Origin of the sequence: Acetobacter ascendens (genome assembly GCF_001766235.1) — a bacterium.
In the GTDB taxonomy this organism is placed as follows: Bacteria; Pseudomonadota; Alphaproteobacteria; order Acetobacterales; family Acetobacteraceae; genus Acetobacter; species Acetobacter ascendens.
Window position 1 is genome coordinate 926,881 of record NZ_CP015164.1, and the last position, 17,685, is coordinate 944,565.

General features: G+C 52.8%; 13 protein-coding genes and 2 pseudogenes. 7 read left to right on the plus strand and 8 right to left on the minus strand.

The genetic code is table 11. From position 1 onward, the window contains the following. Positions 1 to 52: 52 nt before the first annotated feature. Positions 53 to 1,001 (plus strand): IS630 family transposase gene (locus A4S02_RS14800; protein WP_249023703.1). Its coding sequence is split into 2 segments (ribosomal slippage): positions 53 to 393 and positions 392 to 1,001, totalling 951 coding nucleotides; the frame shifts between segments, so codons are not numbered across the junction. A gap of 7 nt (positions 1,002 to 1,008) precedes the next feature. On the opposite strand, the pseudogene A4S02_RS04515 reads toward A4S02_RS14800, so the two are convergent. From A4S02_RS04515 to A4S02_RS04540, 6 genes and pseudogenes are all read right to left on the minus strand, one after another. Further along, a pseudogene (locus tag A4S02_RS04515) lies at positions 1,009 to 2,247 on the minus strand (gamma-glutamyltransferase family protein); the annotation flags it as partial. An 89-nt stretch (positions 2,248 to 2,336) separates the two neighbouring features. After that, the gene (locus tag A4S02_RS04520; protein ID WP_070323080.1) at positions 2,337 to 2,777 is read right to left on the minus strand and encodes an ExbD/TolR family protein; all 441 of its coding nucleotides are present in this window, start codon (positions 2,775 to 2,777) and stop codon (positions 2,337 to 2,339) included. Positions 2,778 to 2,831: 54 nt separating this feature from the next. Beyond that, complete coding sequence (locus A4S02_RS04525; protein ID WP_019089631.1) at positions 2,832 to 3,251, minus strand: ExbD/TolR family protein; 420 nt, start codon at positions 3,249 to 3,251, stop codon at positions 2,832 to 2,834. Positions 3,252 to 3,280: 29 nt separating this feature from the next. After that, a complete protein-coding gene (locus A4S02_RS04530; RefSeq protein ID WP_082246749.1) occupies positions 3,281 to 4,258 on the minus strand; it encodes a MotA/TolQ/ExbB proton channel family protein in 978 nt (325 codons plus the stop codon). Between the two features lie 90 nt (positions 4,259 to 4,348). Beyond that, positions 4,349 to 5,059: an energy transducer TonB gene (locus A4S02_RS04535; RefSeq protein WP_082246750.1), complete on the minus strand. Its 711-nt coding sequence runs from the start codon at positions 5,057 to 5,059 to the stop codon at positions 4,349 to 4,351. Between the two features lie 567 nt (positions 5,060 to 5,626). After that, positions 5,627 to 5,902, minus strand: a complete 276-nt coding sequence (locus A4S02_RS04540; protein WP_019089400.1) for a SelT/SelW/SelH family protein — start codon at positions 5,900 to 5,902, stop codon at positions 5,627 to 5,629. A gap of 412 nt (positions 5,903 to 6,314) precedes the next feature. On the opposite strand from A4S02_RS04540, the gene A4S02_RS04545 reads away from it, so the two are divergent. The 4 genes from A4S02_RS04545 to A4S02_RS04560 are packed head-to-tail and all read left to right on the plus strand — an operon-like array spanning position 6,315 to position 12,612. After that, complete coding sequence (locus tag A4S02_RS04545; RefSeq protein ID WP_070323081.1) at positions 6,315 to 7,298, plus strand: HlyD family secretion protein; 984 nt, start codon at positions 6,315 to 6,317, stop codon at positions 7,296 to 7,298. Next, positions 7,298 to 10,033, plus strand: coding sequence for a ribosome-associated ATPase/putative transporter RbbA (rbbA, locus tag A4S02_RS04550; protein WP_070323082.1), 2,736 nt, complete (start codon positions 7,298 to 7,300; stop codon positions 10,031 to 10,033). The genes A4S02_RS04545 and rbbA overlap by 1 nt, the downstream gene beginning before the upstream one ends. Beyond that, positions 10,033 to 11,160, plus strand: coding sequence for an ABC transporter permease (locus A4S02_RS04555; RefSeq protein ID WP_019089397.1), 1,128 nt, complete (start codon positions 10,033 to 10,035; stop codon positions 11,158 to 11,160). The genes rbbA and A4S02_RS04555 overlap by 1 nt, the downstream gene beginning before the upstream one ends. After that, positions 11,161 to 12,612 carry a TolC family protein gene (locus A4S02_RS04560; protein WP_070323083.1) on the plus strand — a complete coding sequence of 484 codons (1,452 nt, stop codon included), beginning with the start codon at positions 11,161 to 11,163 and terminating at the stop codon, positions 12,610 to 12,612. It abuts the gene before it with no gap. Between the two features lie 23 nt (positions 12,613 to 12,635). Here A4S02_RS04560 and A4S02_RS04565 read toward each other — a convergent pair. Beyond that, positions 12,636 to 13,536: pseudogene (locus tag A4S02_RS04565) on the minus strand (LysR substrate-binding domain-containing protein). Positions 13,537 to 13,590: 54 nt separating this feature from the next. Here A4S02_RS04565 and A4S02_RS04570 point away from each other — a divergent pair. Then, complete coding sequence (locus A4S02_RS04570) at positions 13,591 to 14,688, plus strand: YeiH family protein (RefSeq protein WP_070323084.1); 1,098 nt, start codon at positions 13,591 to 13,593, stop codon at positions 14,686 to 14,688. A 28-nt stretch (positions 14,689 to 14,716) separates the two neighbouring features. After that, on the plus strand, positions 14,717 to 15,412 hold the full coding sequence (locus tag A4S02_RS04575; protein WP_070323085.1) for a hypothetical protein: 696 nt from the start codon (positions 14,717 to 14,719) through the stop codon (positions 15,410 to 15,412). Between the two features lie 74 nt (positions 15,413 to 15,486). Here A4S02_RS04575 and shc read toward each other — a convergent pair whose 3' ends face one another. After that, on the minus strand, positions 15,487 to 17,649 hold the full coding sequence (gene shc, locus A4S02_RS04580) for a squalene--hopene cyclase (RefSeq protein ID WP_070323086.1): 2,163 nt from the start codon (positions 17,647 to 17,649) through the stop codon (positions 15,487 to 15,489). Positions 17,650 to 17,685 lie beyond the last annotated feature (36 nt).

A 17,685-nucleotide genomic window follows, 5' to 3' on the forward strand; every position in this document is an offset into this window, starting at 1 on the left:
ATACTGGTCGAAATCTGATTCATACTATGTGCCGGTATGGAGGCCGGCCCGTATGACCCGAGCCCTGTCTGCTGACCTTCGCCGCCGCACGATTGCGGCTGTTGCCTCTGGCATGACCCGTCGTGCGGCGGCGGTTCGTTTTGGTGTGTCTTCGTCGAGCGTTATCCGCTGGGTTGCTGAGTGGCAGGCCAGCGGTCGTGACCATGCGCTTAAACAGGGCGGCGATCGCCGTTCTCACCGGATTGAAGCGTGGTCAACCTTCCTGCTGGCCGCGATTGAAACAAAGGCCGATATTTCCCTTGTCGAACTGGCGGAGACACTTGCAGCGGAACACGGTGTCCGCTTTGCGCCGAGCACGATCTGGCGCTGTCTCGACCGTCACGACATGACCATCAAAAAAAACGGCGCACGCCAGCGAGCAGACACGGCCCGACGTCGCACAGCAGCGCGAGGCCTGGTTTGACAGCCAGCCTGACCTTGATCCGACCCGTCTGATCTTCATCGACGAAACAGCCGTCTCAACGAAGATGGCTCGCCTGCGGGGGCGGTCACAACGGGGCACGCGCTGTCGGATGTCCGTGCCCCACGGGCACTGGAAAACCACGACGTTCATCGGCGGGCTGCGCCTCTCCGGCATGACAGCACCGATGATGCTGGACGGCCCAATGACCGGCGAATGGTTTGCCGCCTATACCCGCAAGGTGCTCGTTCCAACCTTATCACCGGGAGACGTCGTCATTCTGGACAATCTGCCCGCCCATAAAGGAGCCGTTGCCCGCGAGGCTGTGGAGGCAGTCGGCGCCAGGTTGTTGTTCCTGCCGCCCTACAGTCCTGATTTCAACCCGATCGAAAACATCTTCGCCAAAATGAAGGCGTGGATCAGACGGGTGGCACCGCGAACCCTCGACGCTCTTCAAAATACCGTCTGTGGAGCAATTGACGATATCTCTCATCGCCAGGCCGCCGCGTGCTTCACCGCCGCTGGATATGAACCAGACTGATCGGATTATGCTCTAGCGCTGGATTGAGGGTATGGAAAGGCTTGCGCCCCGGCACAAAGGCATTCCATGCTCCCTCCTCAAGTTGGAAGGAAGCACCGCGATTTTGCCATAGAATGCCTGTTTGTGGCAGAAAAACGCCAGATCCAAACTCAAAATACAGGCTCTGTATCATGCTGACAGCAATGCCAGAGGAATCAATGGCCCCCATCCACGTTGTATCTCCAGCCTGTGAGGGCTGCGGTCAAGGGGAAGCTCGCCGCATATCAATTTTATGCGCTAGTTCGGTACAGAGTTCTTCATTGTCTAGAAAAGCCTGTGCATCTTCTGTCATCCATCGTGGGTCACCCACATGGGCATTGCGGAACAGAAAAGCCTGCTTTGTCGCTTCTACCAAGCCATGTATGTGGGCAAAGCCCTCACCTTCCTGCACACCAAGTTTTTCAAATAACCGCAAGATTGCCAAAGAAGCCACGCCTTGGGTTGGTGGAGGCGCATTATAAACGTGTGCGCCTTTCAGCTTTGCAGAAAGTGGTTTTTTAAATAGGGCTTTATGAGCCACAAAATCTTCTGCCCGCAGGGGGCTTTCGACGCGTTGCAGATCCTGCAAAAGGTTTTGCGCGGTCGCACCTGTATAAAAACTTTGTAGTCCGTTTTGGGCAAGTTGGCGCAGTGTTTGCCCTAATGCTGGGTTTTTGCGCACCATGCCATGCTGAAACAATTTGCCATCGGGCGCATAGGATTGTGCAAAATCCTGATTTTGCAAAAGCTCGTTTTGCTTGGAAGCCAGAAGTTCCGCTTCACTTTCCGAAACAACATAGCCATTTTCAGCGTACCAGATGGCTTCTTCCAACAGCATCGTCAGTGGAAGTGCGTTTTTGATAGATGCGCTCTGCTGCAAAGCAAGTTGCCAGCCAGAAACAGTGCCTGCCATTGTGTTGGCTGCCCAGCCCCCGCGCCACGGCACAGTAGTGTGGCCCGCGTTACGGTATGCATCTGCTGAACTCTGCAAAGCTCCAGCACCGCAGGCTTCAATTACTTCCACCCGACCATCTGGGTAAGAAACCAGCCAGAAAGCATCTCCTCCAATACCGGTCATGTGTGGGTAAACCGCACATAAGGTAGAGGCCATTGCTACAACGGCCTCTAGGGCTGTGCCGCCCTGTTTCAGTATTGAAAGGCCGCTCTGGCTGGCCAGATGATGCGGTGATGTCACCATCCCGCGTCCAGACTGGAATGTATGTTGCATGACAATTAACCGCTTTTCATGAAAGGAAATAATAAAAACGCTGTTTCAGATACTTAACTGTAATTTCATGGTCAAACCCGCTCCATTTTTCACTTACCGTCAGCGAACTGTTCCTGCCCGACGATTCCGAGTTTTGTAACGTCGAGGCGCTGTGCATCGGCCATGACGTGAACGACGGTTTTATAGTCTGCCAGACGGTTGGGCTGGAGATGGAATTCTGGCCGGGAGGCCTCGGGCCCGCTTGCGATCTCACGCAGATGCGCCTGCAGATCGGCCTCACCATTGATGGGCTGACCGTTCCAAGTCAGCGAGTTGTCAAAGTCCACAACCAGCGTCACCACAGGGGTTTCTTCCGTGCTGGGCGGTGGATTACCCTGTGGCAGATCAATCGAGACCGCCTGCGTCTGCAACGGGATGGTGATGATCAGCATGATCAGCAGCACCAGCATCACGTCAATCAGTGGCGTGGTGTTGATGTCTACAATGCCTTCATCTTCCGTTGTGCTCTCAGAGCCAACATTCATGCCCATGGTCTGTGCTCTCCCCCACAGGATGGGGTGGCGTGCTGCGCCACCCGCCCCTGCCTATTTCGGCTTTTCCGTAATGAAATCGATATGGCTGATGCCTGCTTCCTGACACGTGGCCACCAGACGGCCCACACTCTCATAGCGTGTGGTCACATCTCCGCGGATCTGGATCTGCGGCTGCGGCTTTTGCACCGCCGCCTTCTCCAGCCGGGCCAAAAGATCGGCCCGGTCCTTGATCGGCGTTTCATCCCAGAAGGTCTGTCCATCCGCCGTAACGGCCAAAACCACATTGCTCAGCTTGGTCTGGGTGGGCTGGTTCATGTCCTTGGGCAGTTGCACCTTGACGGTATGTGTGGCCACCGGAATGGTGATCAGGAAGATGATCAGCAGCACCAGCATCACATCCACAAGCGGTGTGGTGTTGATGGCGGAGACGACGTCGTCTTCCCCGCCACTATCGCCAATCTGCATGCCCATAAGCGCTCTCCTTGCCTTGACCTGATTGATTACCCGATGCGGTTGGATACAGTGGCTGTGGTGGGGGAGTTATCCGGACGCACCACAATCTGGTCCACAGCGGCCCCATGACGCACACCCCCGATGAGGATGGACTGCAGGTCAGAGGCAAAGTCTCGCACCAGATCCATGGCTGTCTTGTTGCGGCGCACCAGCAGGTTGTAACCCAGAACGGCTGGCACAGCGGTGGCCAGACCAATGGCTGTCATGATCAGGGATTCACCCACAGGTCCGGCCACTTTGTCGATGGAGGCCTGACCGGCAATACCGATAGCTGTTAGCGCATGGTAGATCCCCCACACCGTGCCGAACAGACCGATGAACGGAGAGGTGGACCCCACGGTGCCCAGAAACGCCAGACCCTTTTGCAGGCTGTTTTGGATGTTGTTCACCGCGCGCTGGATGGACATGCCCGTCCAGCTATGCAGGTCGATGCTTTCCTGCATCGTGCCTTCATGGTGCTCGGCAGCCACAATGCCGGTATCGGCGATGTAGCGGAACGGAGAGGTGGAGGTCAGAGCGGAAGCCCCTTCCTGAATGCTGTGCTTGGTCCAGAAGCTTTTGGTGGCTTCCTTGGCGGCGGCAAACAGGCGGGCCTGCTCGATAAACTTGGTGATCATGATATACCATGTGCCCAAAGACATGGTGAGCATGATCAGCAGCACGCCGCGGGCAATGATATCCCCATTGGACCACAGGGCGCCCAGACCGTAGGGATTGGCTTCTTCCTTGGTGTCTGCCGCAGGTGGGGCCTGTTCAGCCGGAGCGCTGGCTGTGGGGGCTGCATCCGGTGTGACTGCGGGAGCCGGCGCGGAAGATGGCGCCGCATCAGGGGCGGGCGCCGTAGCTGCAGGCGCTGTGGCGACCGCATCCTGCGCAAAGGCTGCCACAGGGGCTGCAGTGCTCATCAGCAGCGCCAGAGCCGGAGCCGCAAGACCTGACACAAAAGAACGGGGCAGTCTGGTCATCTTCCTCATAATCCTCATCATCAGGGCCCGATCCGGCGGGGTGTGGCCATTATGGGCCGGGCAATCCGTTAGTGTGTTCGTAAGCTGATCTTAATCATCTAGCCTAAAGCGAATGACATAGACCTTGTGCAGTTCCTTCACCGGAGCGCCATTGCGCGTGGCCGGGCGATAGCGGGCCTTGTGCACGTAATCCAATGCCGCCTTGGCAAAAGCCTGACCGCCGGAGACTGACTGCACCTGGCAGTTACTGGTCATGCCCGTAGGTTCCACATCGCATGCTACTGTCACACGCCCTTCAATGTTCTCTTCCTCCATTTCTGGCGGATAGACCGGCTGCACATGGTTCAGCGGTGCCGTGCCAGCCGTGGTATCCGGTGCATCGGATGGGGGTGCGCTGGCTGCAGGCTCGGTGGCGGCTGGTGGGGCCTTGGCCGTTTTGGTTTGTGGTGGCGCCGGATGTTTGGGCGGCGTTTTGGCCACATGCTTGATGGGCGGCTTGGGCGGTGGGGGCACCTTGATCTTGGGCGGCGGAATGAACGGTGGCGGTGGCTCGGCCATCACTGGCGGCGGCGGCGGCGGTGGAGGTGGTGGCGGTGGCGGCTGAGGGGGTGGCAGCACTTGGGTCTGGATAGGCGGATGCTCAACAGGCACGCTCGCCTTCGTCCCCATCCCATACATCAGCCCCCACACACCAGCTCCATGCAAAAGAAGAACCGCTATAAGCGCTCCAGCTCCAACCACGCCTCCAGCGCGAAGAACATAACGCTCCTTCCCCTCTGAATGTTGAGAGTTATCCTGCATTACGCCAGTTTCCCTCCGTTGCTTTTTTGAGAAACTTTTGGAAAAGCAACTCTAGAAAAATATTATTCCTGATAAATAGTTACTTTTTGAAGGTAAGATAAATTTTCGTTTCTTACCAAAAACAAAAAATGCACTTCCTCGTTGCCAAATAGTGATCGGGAAGGATGTATCTGTCAGAATCATAGCAGCGCATATCGGTCCTTACTTAGAATAACAAAAACGTACAGTGCATATGTAGATATGACATTTAAAATGAGTCAATTTAAAAATGACTATTTTATATAGTTATTTTGTAAAGTTTCATGACATTTCGGTAAGGCGTGCGCCCTTCTGCATGGCGTAGTTTTGCAAAAAGAACGCCAAGGCGTTTGATGAAATACGCATTCATCAAACGTGCTTTGTATTGGCTTTGGTAACGAAATTTTTGCCCTGCATGAATTGAATGAAGGGTATTTAATAGCACTGAAATTTAAACGTGCAGTTACGCTTCAAAGTCTTGATAAATATCTTTTAATAAGAATGAGATAGATACAAATATCTTCAGCGTTGTTTGGGATGAGCCTCATTTTATCGATCTATGTGACCTAGATCTTTTTCTGGATCAATGACGTTTCGTACCCTTTGCTTGAGCTCTTTAGGGTTGGGAAAGCCCCCATCCCTCTTACGTTCCCATATCACTTCATGATCAACACGGATTTCAAACTTTCCGCCAGTATCAGGGCAAAGAGCAACCTCGCCAAGCTGATTTCCAAAAGTAGAAAGAAGTTCTTGCGCCATCCATGCTGCGCGCAAAAGCCAATTGCACTGTGTGCAGTAGTGAATGGAAACGCGAGGCAAAGGCATAAGTGTGTTCCAATTTCTGAGTAGGCAAGATTAAAGACGAATGGACGCATTATAAGGTTGCGACAGTAAGATCCATTTTTAAAGTGATATAGGCGTTTTATGTAATAACTTTGTCATGGTTACGTATTCATATGCGCGATGAGATCGCATTTTTAAAAATGAACAGAATGTCAATTTATATTTTGTGCAGTTTAATGTGTTTTTGCAGTTGTCTTGATCAAGATCATTGAGGTATTTTTGGCTCTGTTTTAGACTAATTATTTCAAAAAATTATAAGCTGTATAGGTTTTATGGAAAGAACCTTGTGTGTATAAAATAATAACTTGACCAATGTGTCATGATTTAATCATATTGCCTCGTCCGCATTCTGCATTTTAACGTATCGTGATCTGTTGTTTCAGTAAGGTTTATTGTGAAAGCTCCTGCCAAAATTGCAATTATCGCTATTTCTCTCTTTGCAGTCGCGGGCGGAGCGTTCGCATGGCATGAGCGCCAAGTGGCTCAAAGTGTTCCTGATGGCATTATCTACGGCAATGGTCGGTTGGAATTTACCCGTGTGGATGTGGCCGTTAAGTATCCGGGGCGCATTACGCAATTACTTGCGCAGGAAGGCGATAATGTAATCTCCGGCCAAATTCTTGCCCAGGAAGATAAAGCAACCATTCAGGCGCAATACGATCAGGCAGGTGCGCAACAAAATCGGGCAGCAAGTGCAGCAGGTCGGGCCTCGGCTGAACTGGTGGCGCGGCAGGCAGCCTTACAGCTTGCGCGTGATGAACTGCGCCACGCCCAGAAGATGCGGCAACAAAACCTTGTTTCCGATATGGAAGTAACGCAAAGGCGCACGCAGGTTGAAACAGCTCAGGCGGCGGCAAATGCGGCCTCTCAGGCGGTGCAGGAAGCTTTGCACGCCAAAGAAGGCGCTGCAGCACAGGTCAATCAGGTTCAAACCGTGCTGGATGATATGACCATCCGCGCCCCTGTTTCTGGGCGGATCGAATACCGTGTTATTGAAACCGGCAGTGTTCTACCGCCGGGTGGCCGTGTATATTCCATGCTGGATCCGGTGGATCCTTACATGACGTTGTTTTTCCCCACAGCATCTATCAGTCATCTTAAAATAGGCGATGAAGCGCGTATCCGGTTTGATGGAATGGATACACCTGTTTCTGCAACTGTTTCCTTTATTGATAGTCAGGCTCAGTTTACCCCAAAATATGTGGAAACAGCTACCGAGCGTGAACAGCTTGTGTACCGCGTTAAACTACGTTTAACCGCAAATGAGCAAAAACGCCTAGGCACGCTATTAAAAGCCGGAATGACGGGTGAAGGTTATATCAAACAACGGCCAGATGCCGCATGGCCTAAAGCAGCACTGTCTGGCGATGCCAGATAATGGGGGCATCTGCTTCTGAAATTCGTGTTGAACACGTAAGCCATGCCTATAACGGACATGATGTTTTGCACGATATTTCTCTTACCCTTCCTGCAGGGCAAACCATTGCGTTTATTGGCCCAGATGGTGTTGGTAAATCAACACTTCTGGGGCTGATAGCCGGGGTAAGGCACCTTCAGCGCGGGGCCATTCACACGCTTGGGGTGGATATCAGCAACAGGGCTGAGAGAGAGGCTTTTCTTTCTCGCTTAGCTTTTATGCCGCAAGGGTTGGGCAAGAACCTCTACCCTACCCTTTCTGTGCGTGAGAATATCGACTTTTTTGGCCGGTTGTTTGCGCTGGATGCCACAACCCGCGCCAACCGTGTTACGCATCTGCTGGATGCTACCGGCCTTGCCCCCTTTCCTGATAGGCCAGCAGGCCACCTTTCTGGCGGTATGAAGCAAAAGGTTAGCCTGTGCTGCTCTTTGGTGCATGAGCCAGACCTGCTTATTCTGGATGAACCCACCACGGGGGTAGACCCGCTTTCCCGGCGTCAGTTCTGGGCGTTGGTGGAGCAAATGCGGGCTGAGCGCCCCTCCATGACAGTGATTGTTTCTACCGCCTACATGGATGAAGCCGAGAGGTTTTCATGGCTGGTGGCAATGAATGACGGGCGTATTCTGGCCTCTGGCCCCACAGATGAGGTGAAGAAGCAAACCCACACCACAACGGTGGAAGCTGCTTACATTTCTCTCCTGCCTGCGGCGGATCAGAAGGAAATTTCTGACTTTGCAATTCCGCCTTATCAGGATGATGGCAGCCCGCCGGTTATTGATGCTGAAAACCTGACACGTAAATTTGGATCTTTCACGGCGGTTGATCATGTCAGTTTCCGTATTCGCCGTGGTGAGATTTTCGGGTTTTTGGGTTCTAACGGCTGCGGTAAATCCACCACGATGAAAATGCTAACAGGGCTGTTGGATATTACCAGCGGCACCGCAACCCTGTTTGGCCGCCCAATAACACCGGGGGACATGAAAACGCGTATGCGTATTGGCTACATGTCTCAGGGTTTTTCTTTGTATGAAGAATTGACGGTACGCCAGAATCTGATGTTGCAGGCAGAGCTTTTTCAGCTCTCATCAACCGAGGCCAAACAGCGTGTTGAAAACATGCTCCAGAGCTTTCAGTTGGCAGATCAGGCCGATAGCCGCCCAACAGGCCTGCCCTTGGGGTTTAGGCAACGACTGCAACTTGCGGCCGCCTGCATTAACAACCCGGATATTCTTATTCTGGATGAACCAACTTCTGGTGTGGACCCAGCGGCACGAGACATGTTCTGGAAGCATCTTGTGGCGCTTTCACGCCAGAAACATGTGACCATTTTTGTTTCCACGCATTTTATGAATGAAGCCGCCCGGTGTGATCGCATCTCCCTTATGGATAAGGGCAAGGTGCTGGCCATGAGTACCCCGGCTGAGATTACGCAGGAGGAAGGTGCTTCCACTCTGGAAGATGCGTTTATTTCGTGTCTGGAAAAGGCTGGGAATTCCATAGTCGTTGCCAAACCTCAGTTGGCCGCTTCTGCAGCAACTGGCGCAATGCGGACAATACCGCCTTATATACGCTGGTTTTCGCGTTGTTGGGCCTTTGCCCGACGTGAAGCAGTGGAACTGATGCGTGACCGCCTGCGGCTGATGTTTGCCATTCTTGGCCCCACCATTCTGCTGTTAATTTCAGCTTATAGTATCTCGTTCGATATCAACACTATTCGCTACACTGTAGTGGATTACGATCATACCCACGCCAGCCGTGAGCTTGTGGAGCAGTTTCGGGGCTCTCGTTATTTTCAGGAAACCGCATTCTCGCCAGATCTCGAAACACTGGAAACACGCATACGGCATGGGCAGGTTGCAATGGGGTTGGATATTCCCCCCGATTTTGGGCGAGATGTTGCCGCAGGGCGTAACCCGGCCATTGGTGTGGTGATTGATGGCTCCATGCCCTTTTTAAGCGCCAATGTGCGCTCTTACACAGATGCCGTGCTGTTAACCTATATGGCGAATATGCAGAAAACTCTGCCAGCCTCGGTAACATCTAGCTTAATACCGGTAAGCATTGTGCCGCGCTTTGTGTACAATCAGGAATTCCGTAGCATTTACGCCATGACCCCCGGCACCATCATGCTGGCGCTTATTCTTGTTCCTACCATGCTCACAGCTCTTGGTGTTGTGCGGGAAAAGGAAATTGGTTCCATTATGAACCTGTATGCTTCCCCCGCCAGTTCCGGGCAGTATCTGGTGGGCAAGCAACTGCCTTATGTGGCGCTGGCCGTTATGGCTTATCTGGTACTGGTGGTTCTTTCTGTAACCGTTCTGGGCGTGCCGCTTAAGGGCTCTTTTATTGGACTGAGCATTGGGGCCACGCTGTATATTCTGGCAAGCACTGGGTTGGGGCTACTGATTTCCACTTTTGTAAGTTCTCAGGTGGCGGCCATTTTTGGCACAGCCATTATCTGCCTGATTATGTCTGCCAATTTTTCTGGTTTGCTGTACCCGGTTTCAACACTTACCGGATTTACCTACTATCTGGGCAAAGCCTTTCCGGCTTCGTGGTTTCAGCTTATCAGCCTTGGCAGTTTTACCAAGGGGTTAGGTATTAAATCCTTTCTTTCCATGTATCTGGCGTTAGGAGGTTTTGCCGCGCTTTACATGGTGGGGGCGCGCCTTTTCTTGAAAAAGCAGGATACGTGATGCTGCGCTGGCTCATGAATGTCGGCCTGCTGTGCCGCAAAGAATTCCACAGCCTGATGCGCGATTTTGTGCTGATGGGGCTGATTGTTTTTGCATTTTCTGTAGCCATTGTTCTTGTGGCGCATGGGGTGCGCGTGGATGTTGCAAATGCAACAGTCGCGTTTATTGATGAAGACCATTCAGCCCTTTCGCGTCAACTACGTTCTGTTGTGCTGCCGCCTTACTTCAAGCCTCCTACCCTTACCAACCGTATTGACGGCAAAACGGGCATGGATAACGGCACTTATAACTTTGTTATTGATATTCCGCCGCGTTTTGAAGCCGATGTGCTGGCTGGCCGTACGCCGCAGATACAGGAACTGATTGATGCTACGGCCATGACGCAGGCCGGGCTTGGCAGTGTTTATCTGCAACAGATTTTTCTGGGTGAAGTAGAGGCGCAGCTTCATTCCCCAGATATCAACAAGCTGATGCCGTTTCACCCAGAAAGCCGTATTCGTTTTAACCCGAATAGTGAATCCGCATGGTTTACGTCTGTTATGCAGGTTGTCACTAACGCAACAATTCTTTCCATTGTGCTGGTTGGGGCTGCGGTTATTCGTGAGCGTGAGCACGGCACCATTGAGCATTTGCTTGTTCTGCCAGTTTCTGCCAGCCAAATTGCTATTGGGAAAATTCTGGCAAATGGCGCTGTTATTTTTGTAGCCAGCATGCTTTCCCTTTGGATTATCGTGCATATCGGGCTGGCGGTGCCTATTTCTGGCTCGCCTTTACTGTTTGCTGCCTGCCTTGTTCTTTACCTGTTTTCGGTAACATCTTTGGGGATGATGCTGGCCACCATTGCGCCCACCATGCCGCAGTTTGGGCTTTTGGTGGTGCCGGTTTATGCGGTAGCCTATCTGCTTTCTGGCGCGGCTACGCCGGTGGAAAGCATGCCAGATGCTGTGCAATCCTTAGTGCGGTTTTTCCCCACCACGCAATTCGTCAAAATCTCGCAATCCATTCTATATCGCGGTGCGGGGCTGGAAAGTATCTGGCCTTCGCTGCTGGCTATTGTGTTTTCTTCTACTCTCTTTCTTGCCATGGCGCTGCTCCGCTTCCGTTCCATGCTTGCTCGCCAGGATTGAATGCTGATGTCTTTTCCTTCATCTTCTACGCGCCTATTGTTCAGCACTCTTCTTTGCACTGGCTTGGTGGCGTGCTCTCCTTTCCATACCAAACTGCCGTCTTCCCACGTGGCTGTTCCGGCGCAGTTCAGTGCCGCGCCACAGGATGCACAGCCTACGGACCTGACAAACTGGTGGACAGCATGGCAGGACCCATTGCTTGATAACCTTGTGCAAAATGCATTGGCTGCCAACCCAGAAATACGCATGGCGCAGGAGCGTGTGCAGGAATCCCGCGCCTATACCCAAATGGCCAAATCCGCCCTGTATCCCACAATTGGCGCCACAGGCGGCATGATGGGTGGTGGTGTAGATTGGCGGCACCCGGTGCCGCCCCTTATGAAAATGGCAGACCCAGATATTCAGGACCCGGCAACAGATGGGCATCTGGCTGGTATAACCATGGCGTGGGAGTCAGATATTTGGGGCCGCAACCGCGCCCGTAAACGGGCAGCGCAACATATAGCCTTGGCCGCAGCAGATGTGTTGCATGGCACGCACATGGCCATTGCCGCAGATGTGGCCGCCAATTACCTTACGGCGCGCGGGCTGCAACAACGCATTGCGTTGCTGGATCAATCTGCCCGCACGTTGCAGGAGCTTTTGCGTTATGCCACAGCCCGGTTTGATGCAGGCCAGACAACACGGGCTGATCTGGAAACCATAGCGGCTCAGGTTCATCAGGTGCAGGCGCAAAGGCCATTATTGATTGCGGCATTGGATGCGTGCCGCCACCGGTTGGCTATTCTATCCGGCCTGCCGCCCGAACAGGCGCCGGGTTTGGCTGAACCCGCTCAATATCGGGTGCCTGCACCACCCGCCACGGAATTACCTTCTACAGTGCTGGACCGCCGGCCAGATGTGCTGTTGCAAAAGAACATTGTACAAGCCAATCTGGAGCGATTGATCAGCACGAAAACAGATTTGCTGCCGCGGTTTGGATTAGAGTTTTTTGGTGGTGATGGGCGCTTGCGGTTTGATGGTATTCCGGGCGTATCCGGTTCTGGCGGGCTTATGGCTGTTAATGCCTATCTACCTATTTTTACGGCTGGGTGCATACAGGCCAAGATACGCGCGGCTGACGCTCAGCTAAAGCAGGCTGTGGCATCGTATGATCAAACCGTTCTGACAGCTTTGGCAGAAGTGGAAGATGCCTATGAAAGCCGTTCCAGCGCAGATCAGAATATTGCCAGCCTGAGCGGAGAAGTTTCATCCCTCTCGCTCGCCACAACTCAGGCACAGGGACTTTACGAAGGTGGGCAGTTTACTATGCAGGATATTCTGACAACCCGAATAAAAAAGATTTCTGCGCAGGATGAACTGGTAAGTGCCCAAACCCGGCAAGCGCTGGCAACAGTGCGCCTTGCGCGGGCACTTGGTGGCGGTTGGGATACGCAAACGACCAAACGGTAAGGCGAACATCCATTGTTGCACTTTTAGGTATGCAGTTTGCCGGATTGGGCGATTAGCTCCAATAGAGCTTCTGCTGCTGGGCTACGATAACGCTCTTTATGCCGCAAACCATAAAAAAGCGTGTACCCAAAGCTTGAGGTATGGCATGTAATGTTCCTGCCTGTACAGCTGGTGCCACACCACCAGAGCAGAAAGAGCGCCAATACCGACCCCGGCCTCAATAGCGGTGCGTACACTCTCGTTGGAGGGGAGCACGAGCGTTACATCTAATTCTGCTGGATCTATGCCATTTTGGCGCAGGGTATGTTCCAGTGTGGTGCGGGTGCCAGAGCCGGGTTCGCGCATGACCCTTTTGGCAGAACGTAACCATGCGGCATCTATGGTATTTGGCGGGCGCGCATCTGCTTGCACAATGCTCAGGCTATCTGTTGCAACGGGCCATTGCGCCAAGGCTGGATCATTCACCAGCCCTTCCACAATACCCAAATCCGCTTCACCATTTTTAACGCGGTGTGCTGCTTCTTCTGTGTTGCTGATGGCAATATCCATAACAATTTGCGGATATTGCTGGCGGAATTTTACCAAAAGAGCTGGCAGCCAATAGGCAGCAATAGTCTGGCTGGCAACAACGCGTAATGTGCCTTGCTTTAGCCCGCTAAAGGCTTCCAACATGTTCTCGGCAGCTTCTGCCTGTGCCAGAACTGTACGGGCTTCTGGCAAGAACAAGCGGCCAGCCTCTGTTAGGCTAATCCCACGCCCTACACGATGAAACAATTTTACCCCATGCTGCTCTTCCAGCGTAGCAATGGCAGCCGATACGGCTGATTGCGTAATATGCAAGGCCTTGCTGGCTGCTGTAACGTGCTCGCGCTCAGCAACAGCAATAAAGATACGCAGTTGTTCCAGTGTCATGCCTGATTTCATACCACAATCAATCATAATTTCCGATTGGAATAACCAGAATAATGAGTTGGAGTGATGGAACAGCTTTCCCTTATCTTTTGCAAAGAAAGGGACATTGCCATGCTTACAACATCTCAGGTGCAGCCATTATTTAAACAACGTATATTTGACGTTATCAGCCATAATCTTCCCGGTGTTTTGCTGTGCTTGGCGCTTACGGGTGTTGCCTATTTCTGCCAGCAGATTGAAGGGTTTTTATGCGGAAAAATCTGGCTGGAAATGCTTAATCTGGCACTTATTGCCGGTGTTGTGGTACGGGCTGCACGTAAGCCAGATCATCTGTGGCAGCCGGGTATTAGAACATGCTCCAAAACGCTTTTAAATATCGGGATTGTACTGCTTGGGGCTTCTTTTAGCATTGATGCAGCTTTTTCTGCCGGGCCGTGGCTTTTGGTAGGCGTTATGGCGCTGGTTGCGTTCAGCCTGATATTTACCAGTTGTATTGGGCGCATGATGGGGTTGCCTATGCCCCAAACTCTGCTGGTAGCTTGCGGGAATTCCATTTGCGGCAATTCGGCCATTATGGCGGCGGCCCCCACCATTCATGCCAAAGATGAGGATATTGGTGCAACAATTGCCTTTACGGCAGCGGGTGGCTTGGTACTGGTTGTGGGGTTACCACTTGTGGCTCCCTTTCTGCCGCTGGATAGCCGCACTGGCGGGGCCCTTGCCGGGCTAACGGTTTATGCCGTGCCTCAAGTTACGGCTGCGGCCTCGGCTTTTGGCCCAAGCGCTACTCATATCGGTATGCTGGTTAAACTGATGCGTGTGTTGATGTTGGGGCCTGTGTGTATTGTTCTTTCTATACTTCATGCACGGTTAAACCGGGGGCAGGTTCAGCACGCGCATCGTGCGCCTCAGATGGTGCCTTGGTACATTGTTGGCTTTATCATCATGATGATTGCGCGTTCCATGAACGTTATTCCGCATGAACTCATTATGCCTTTAAGTCTCACGGCCAATTTTTTAACCATTCTGGCTATGGCTGCGTTGGGCTTGTGCATAGATATACGTTCGGTTTTTCGGGCAGGCCGCCCTCTCCTTCTTACGGAAGGGTTTTCTCTGCTCGGGCTGATTTGTGCCAGTATGCTACTGCTTAAGGTCATGTTCTAGACAAAGCCATCAGCATCGGGAGCCCATATTGCGTAATCTAGACTTTAGTTCATGGCACAGTTTGCTGTTCACCATGATTGGGCTCTCGCTCATTACTTTAATTGGTGTGGGCATCAGACTTTTGATGATGGTACTGATTCAGCAGCGGCGGGAGCGTATGAACCGCCAGATTAATGAACGTTTGCGCACATTGATTGCAGCTTACCGCACATTGGAGGGTTCTTTTACCGGAGATCTGGCCGTAGACCCCAGACACAAACGAGATCTGCGGGGTATGACTGATACGGAGGCTGTTACAACCACTTCCATATTGGAAGATGCCAACGCATCGGACCGTGCCCGGCGGATACGTGATGCTGTAGAGGCTGCTTTACCCGATATCATTCTTCTGGGCACGGAAGAGCATGTGCGTCTGGCGGAACATGCTGCACGAGAACTGGTAGCAGGCCAGCGGGTACATACGCATGATCTGGTTGTATCCTTACGTAATTTTGTAAGGCAGGCGCTGGATCTTGCCCCTATTCCATCTGATCTGAGTATTCCAATACAAGGCCCAACCCGTGTGCAGGCTTCTGGCGGTAAAGGGAAAGATGGCGGAGCAGAAAAAGCCGGCGGCGGGGGCGGCAATGGTGGAGGTGGCGGCATGCAGGGTGGTGGTGATATGGCCATGACCGGCAGCCATACTGCGGATAATCAGGACTCAATTACCTCTGCCGGGCATTGAATTGCAGCAAAACCAGTTTGAGGAATACCTGATTATAAAGGATGCAGGAGTTTCTCCCGCATCCTTGGGGTCTTTTAGTTTCCGATTTTGATTAAACGGGAAGCACGGCTGAGTGCAATAATTGGAAAAAGCTGCCGGTAAAGATCATAACGCAGCATAAAAGCACGTGAGAGTTCGGCTCCCTGCATCAGGCGCTTTGCAATGGCTGGATCATCCAGTTTGATGGTCTGGCCCACGCCGTAGCCGGGGAAACCCGTGCCGGTGAATTCCTCTTCATGCCAGCTTCCGTCTCCTTCCTGCAAGTCAATCAGGTAGCGGCAGCCTTTGGCTATGGCATCATAATCCTGCGGACGGTTAGCGGCTATCAGCCCCATAAGGGCCCATGCCGTTTGGGATGGCGTGGTGGTACCTCGGCCAATGGAAGACACTTCCATGTAGGACGCGCAGCTTTCACCCCATCCGCCATTTTCTTGCTGGTAGTTAATCAGCCAATCGCATGCCTTGGAGATGTAAGGCTGCGTCATGTCCTCACCCAAGGCGGCCAGAGCTGGCAGAACGGCCCCCGTGCCATACAGGTAATTTACACCCCAGCGGCCAAACCAGGGTCCTGTGGGGTCTTGCTCCTTACGAATGTAAGCAAGCCCACGTTGGATACATGGCAGATCACGCGGCAAGCCCAGCAGGCCAAAAGCTTCCAGAACGTGCGCTGTTACATCCACCGATGGCGGGTCCAGCGCTTCCCCAAAATCGCAGAACGGAATTTTGGCAAGGATGCTCTTGTTGTTATCCTTATCAAAAGCGCCCCAACCACCGCAGGAGCTTTGCATGGCTACCAGCCACCGCACGCCGCGGCCAATGGCTTCTTCTACGCCTTTGGCTTTCCATTCCGGCCGGTTGCGGCAGGATGCAAGGGCAATCAGAGCAACGGCGGTATCATCTGTATCTGGGTATCTGTCATTGGCATATTCAAACGCCCAGCCACCGGGTTCTGTATTGGGGAGTTTAACAGACCAATCTCCTTTCACGCGCACTTGGCGAGAAAGCAGCCAGTCCAGAGCCTTATCCATTTCTGGCGTAAAGCGTTCTTCGGCATTGGCATCATGCAGCGCCATAAGGGAAAGCATGGTATCCCATACCGGGCTGTTGGTTGCCTGAACCCAACTGGCATCACCTTTATCATGCCGCCAACCCGGATCATTCAACGCATCCAGCGCTTTGGCCATAACAGGATGATGGAATTGGTAACCCTCACCATGCAGGGCCATCAGCCCGTATACCCATGGCGGCTGAATGCCACCCCATCCACCATCTGCGTCCTGATGCCAGATAATCCATTCCAGCACGTATTTAATGGCAGCTTCCCGCGAGGGGGCGCGCTTGAGAAAAGAGGATTGGAGCCAATGCAGGCCCTTATCAGCTAGGCGGAAGAAATCGGCAATAACATCCCGCCCCTCTTTGGTGGGCAGTTCGTAATCAAAATTTGCCCGACCTTCAGGGAAAAGGACATCCAGCCGATCTTGCGAGCGTAGCGGGCGGGATGGACGACGCGCAGACAAAATAGCCAGCGGCATCATGGTAGCGCGTGCCCATTGCGCAAAGTTGTAAATGGAAAAAACAAAGTTATCAGGAAACCAGATAATTTCTGGCGGAAGGTTAGGTGTTTTCTCCCACGGCCATTCCCCAATTAGGGCCAGCCAGTAGCGGGTGAAAACACGTACATTCTTCAGGCCGCCTTTGCTGATAATCCATGCAGCCGCTTTGCTAACAGCCGGATCATCTTCTGCGTACCCCAAAGATCTGAGCGCTGCATAGGCTTCCACAGTCGCGTTGATATCACCGTTACCAGCACCGTAATACGTGCCCCAAGAGCCATCGGGGCGCTGCATTTCAAGCAAGGCCTTGCCCAGACGCGGGCGCAGAGGGTGATCTTCCAGCCCCAAGAACCACAGGGCCAAGCACCATTCAGCTTCCATGGAGGCATTGGACCCAACAGACCCAACCCAATGGCCATCGGGCTTTTGCTGTTTCATCAGCCATTCACAGGCGGAAGACAGTGTGTGTGTTAGGCTGTTCCCCATTGCTTTAAGGGCTGACAGATCTGCCGGTACCTGTGGAGCAGATTTTTGACGCACAATATCCGAGGGCCCAGACTTCATGAGTGTATTAACGTTTGTTCCCTGAGTGTCTGAACCGGAACGCAAAATCTTCTTTAATGAAAAACGGCTTGCCATATTCATTGTGTCATACCTGCGCGAAATATCATGAAAGACTCA

Coding starts and splice junctions, on each gene's coding strand:
- A4S02_RS04520 (WP_070323080.1), bottom strand. CDS start 2,777: ATGGGCATGAATGTTGGCTCTGAGAGCACAACGGAAGATGAAGGCATT.
- A4S02_RS04525 (WP_019089631.1), bottom strand. CDS start 3,251: ATGGGCATGCAGATTGGCGATAGTGGCGGGGAAGACGACGTCGTCTCC.
- A4S02_RS04530 (WP_082246749.1), bottom strand. CDS start 4,258: ATGACCAGACTGCCCCGTTCTTTTGTGTCAGGTCTTGCGGCTCCGGCT.
- A4S02_RS04535 (WP_082246750.1), bottom strand. CDS start 5,059: ATGCAGGATAACTCTCAACATTCAGAGGGGAAGGAGCGTTATGTTCTT.
- A4S02_RS04540 (WP_019089400.1), bottom strand. CDS start 5,902: ATGCCTTTGCCTCGCGTTTCCATTCACTACTGCACACAGTGCAATTGG.
- rbbA (WP_070323082.1), top strand. CDS start 7,298: ATGGGGGCATCTGCTTCTGAAATTCGTGTTGAACACGTAAGCCATGCC.
- A4S02_RS04555 (WP_019089397.1), top strand. CDS start 10,033: ATGCTGCGCTGGCTCATGAATGTCGGCCTGCTGTGCCGCAAAGAATTC.
- A4S02_RS04560 (WP_070323083.1), top strand. CDS start 11,161: ATGCTGATGTCTTTTCCTTCATCTTCTACGCGCCTATTGTTCAGCACT.
- A4S02_RS04570 (WP_070323084.1), top strand. CDS start 13,591: ATGGAACAGCTTTCCCTTATCTTTTGCAAAGAAAGGGACATTGCCATG.
- shc (WP_070323086.1), bottom strand. CDS start 17,649: ATGAATATGGCAAGCCGTTTTTCATTAAAGAAGATTTTGCGTTCCGGT.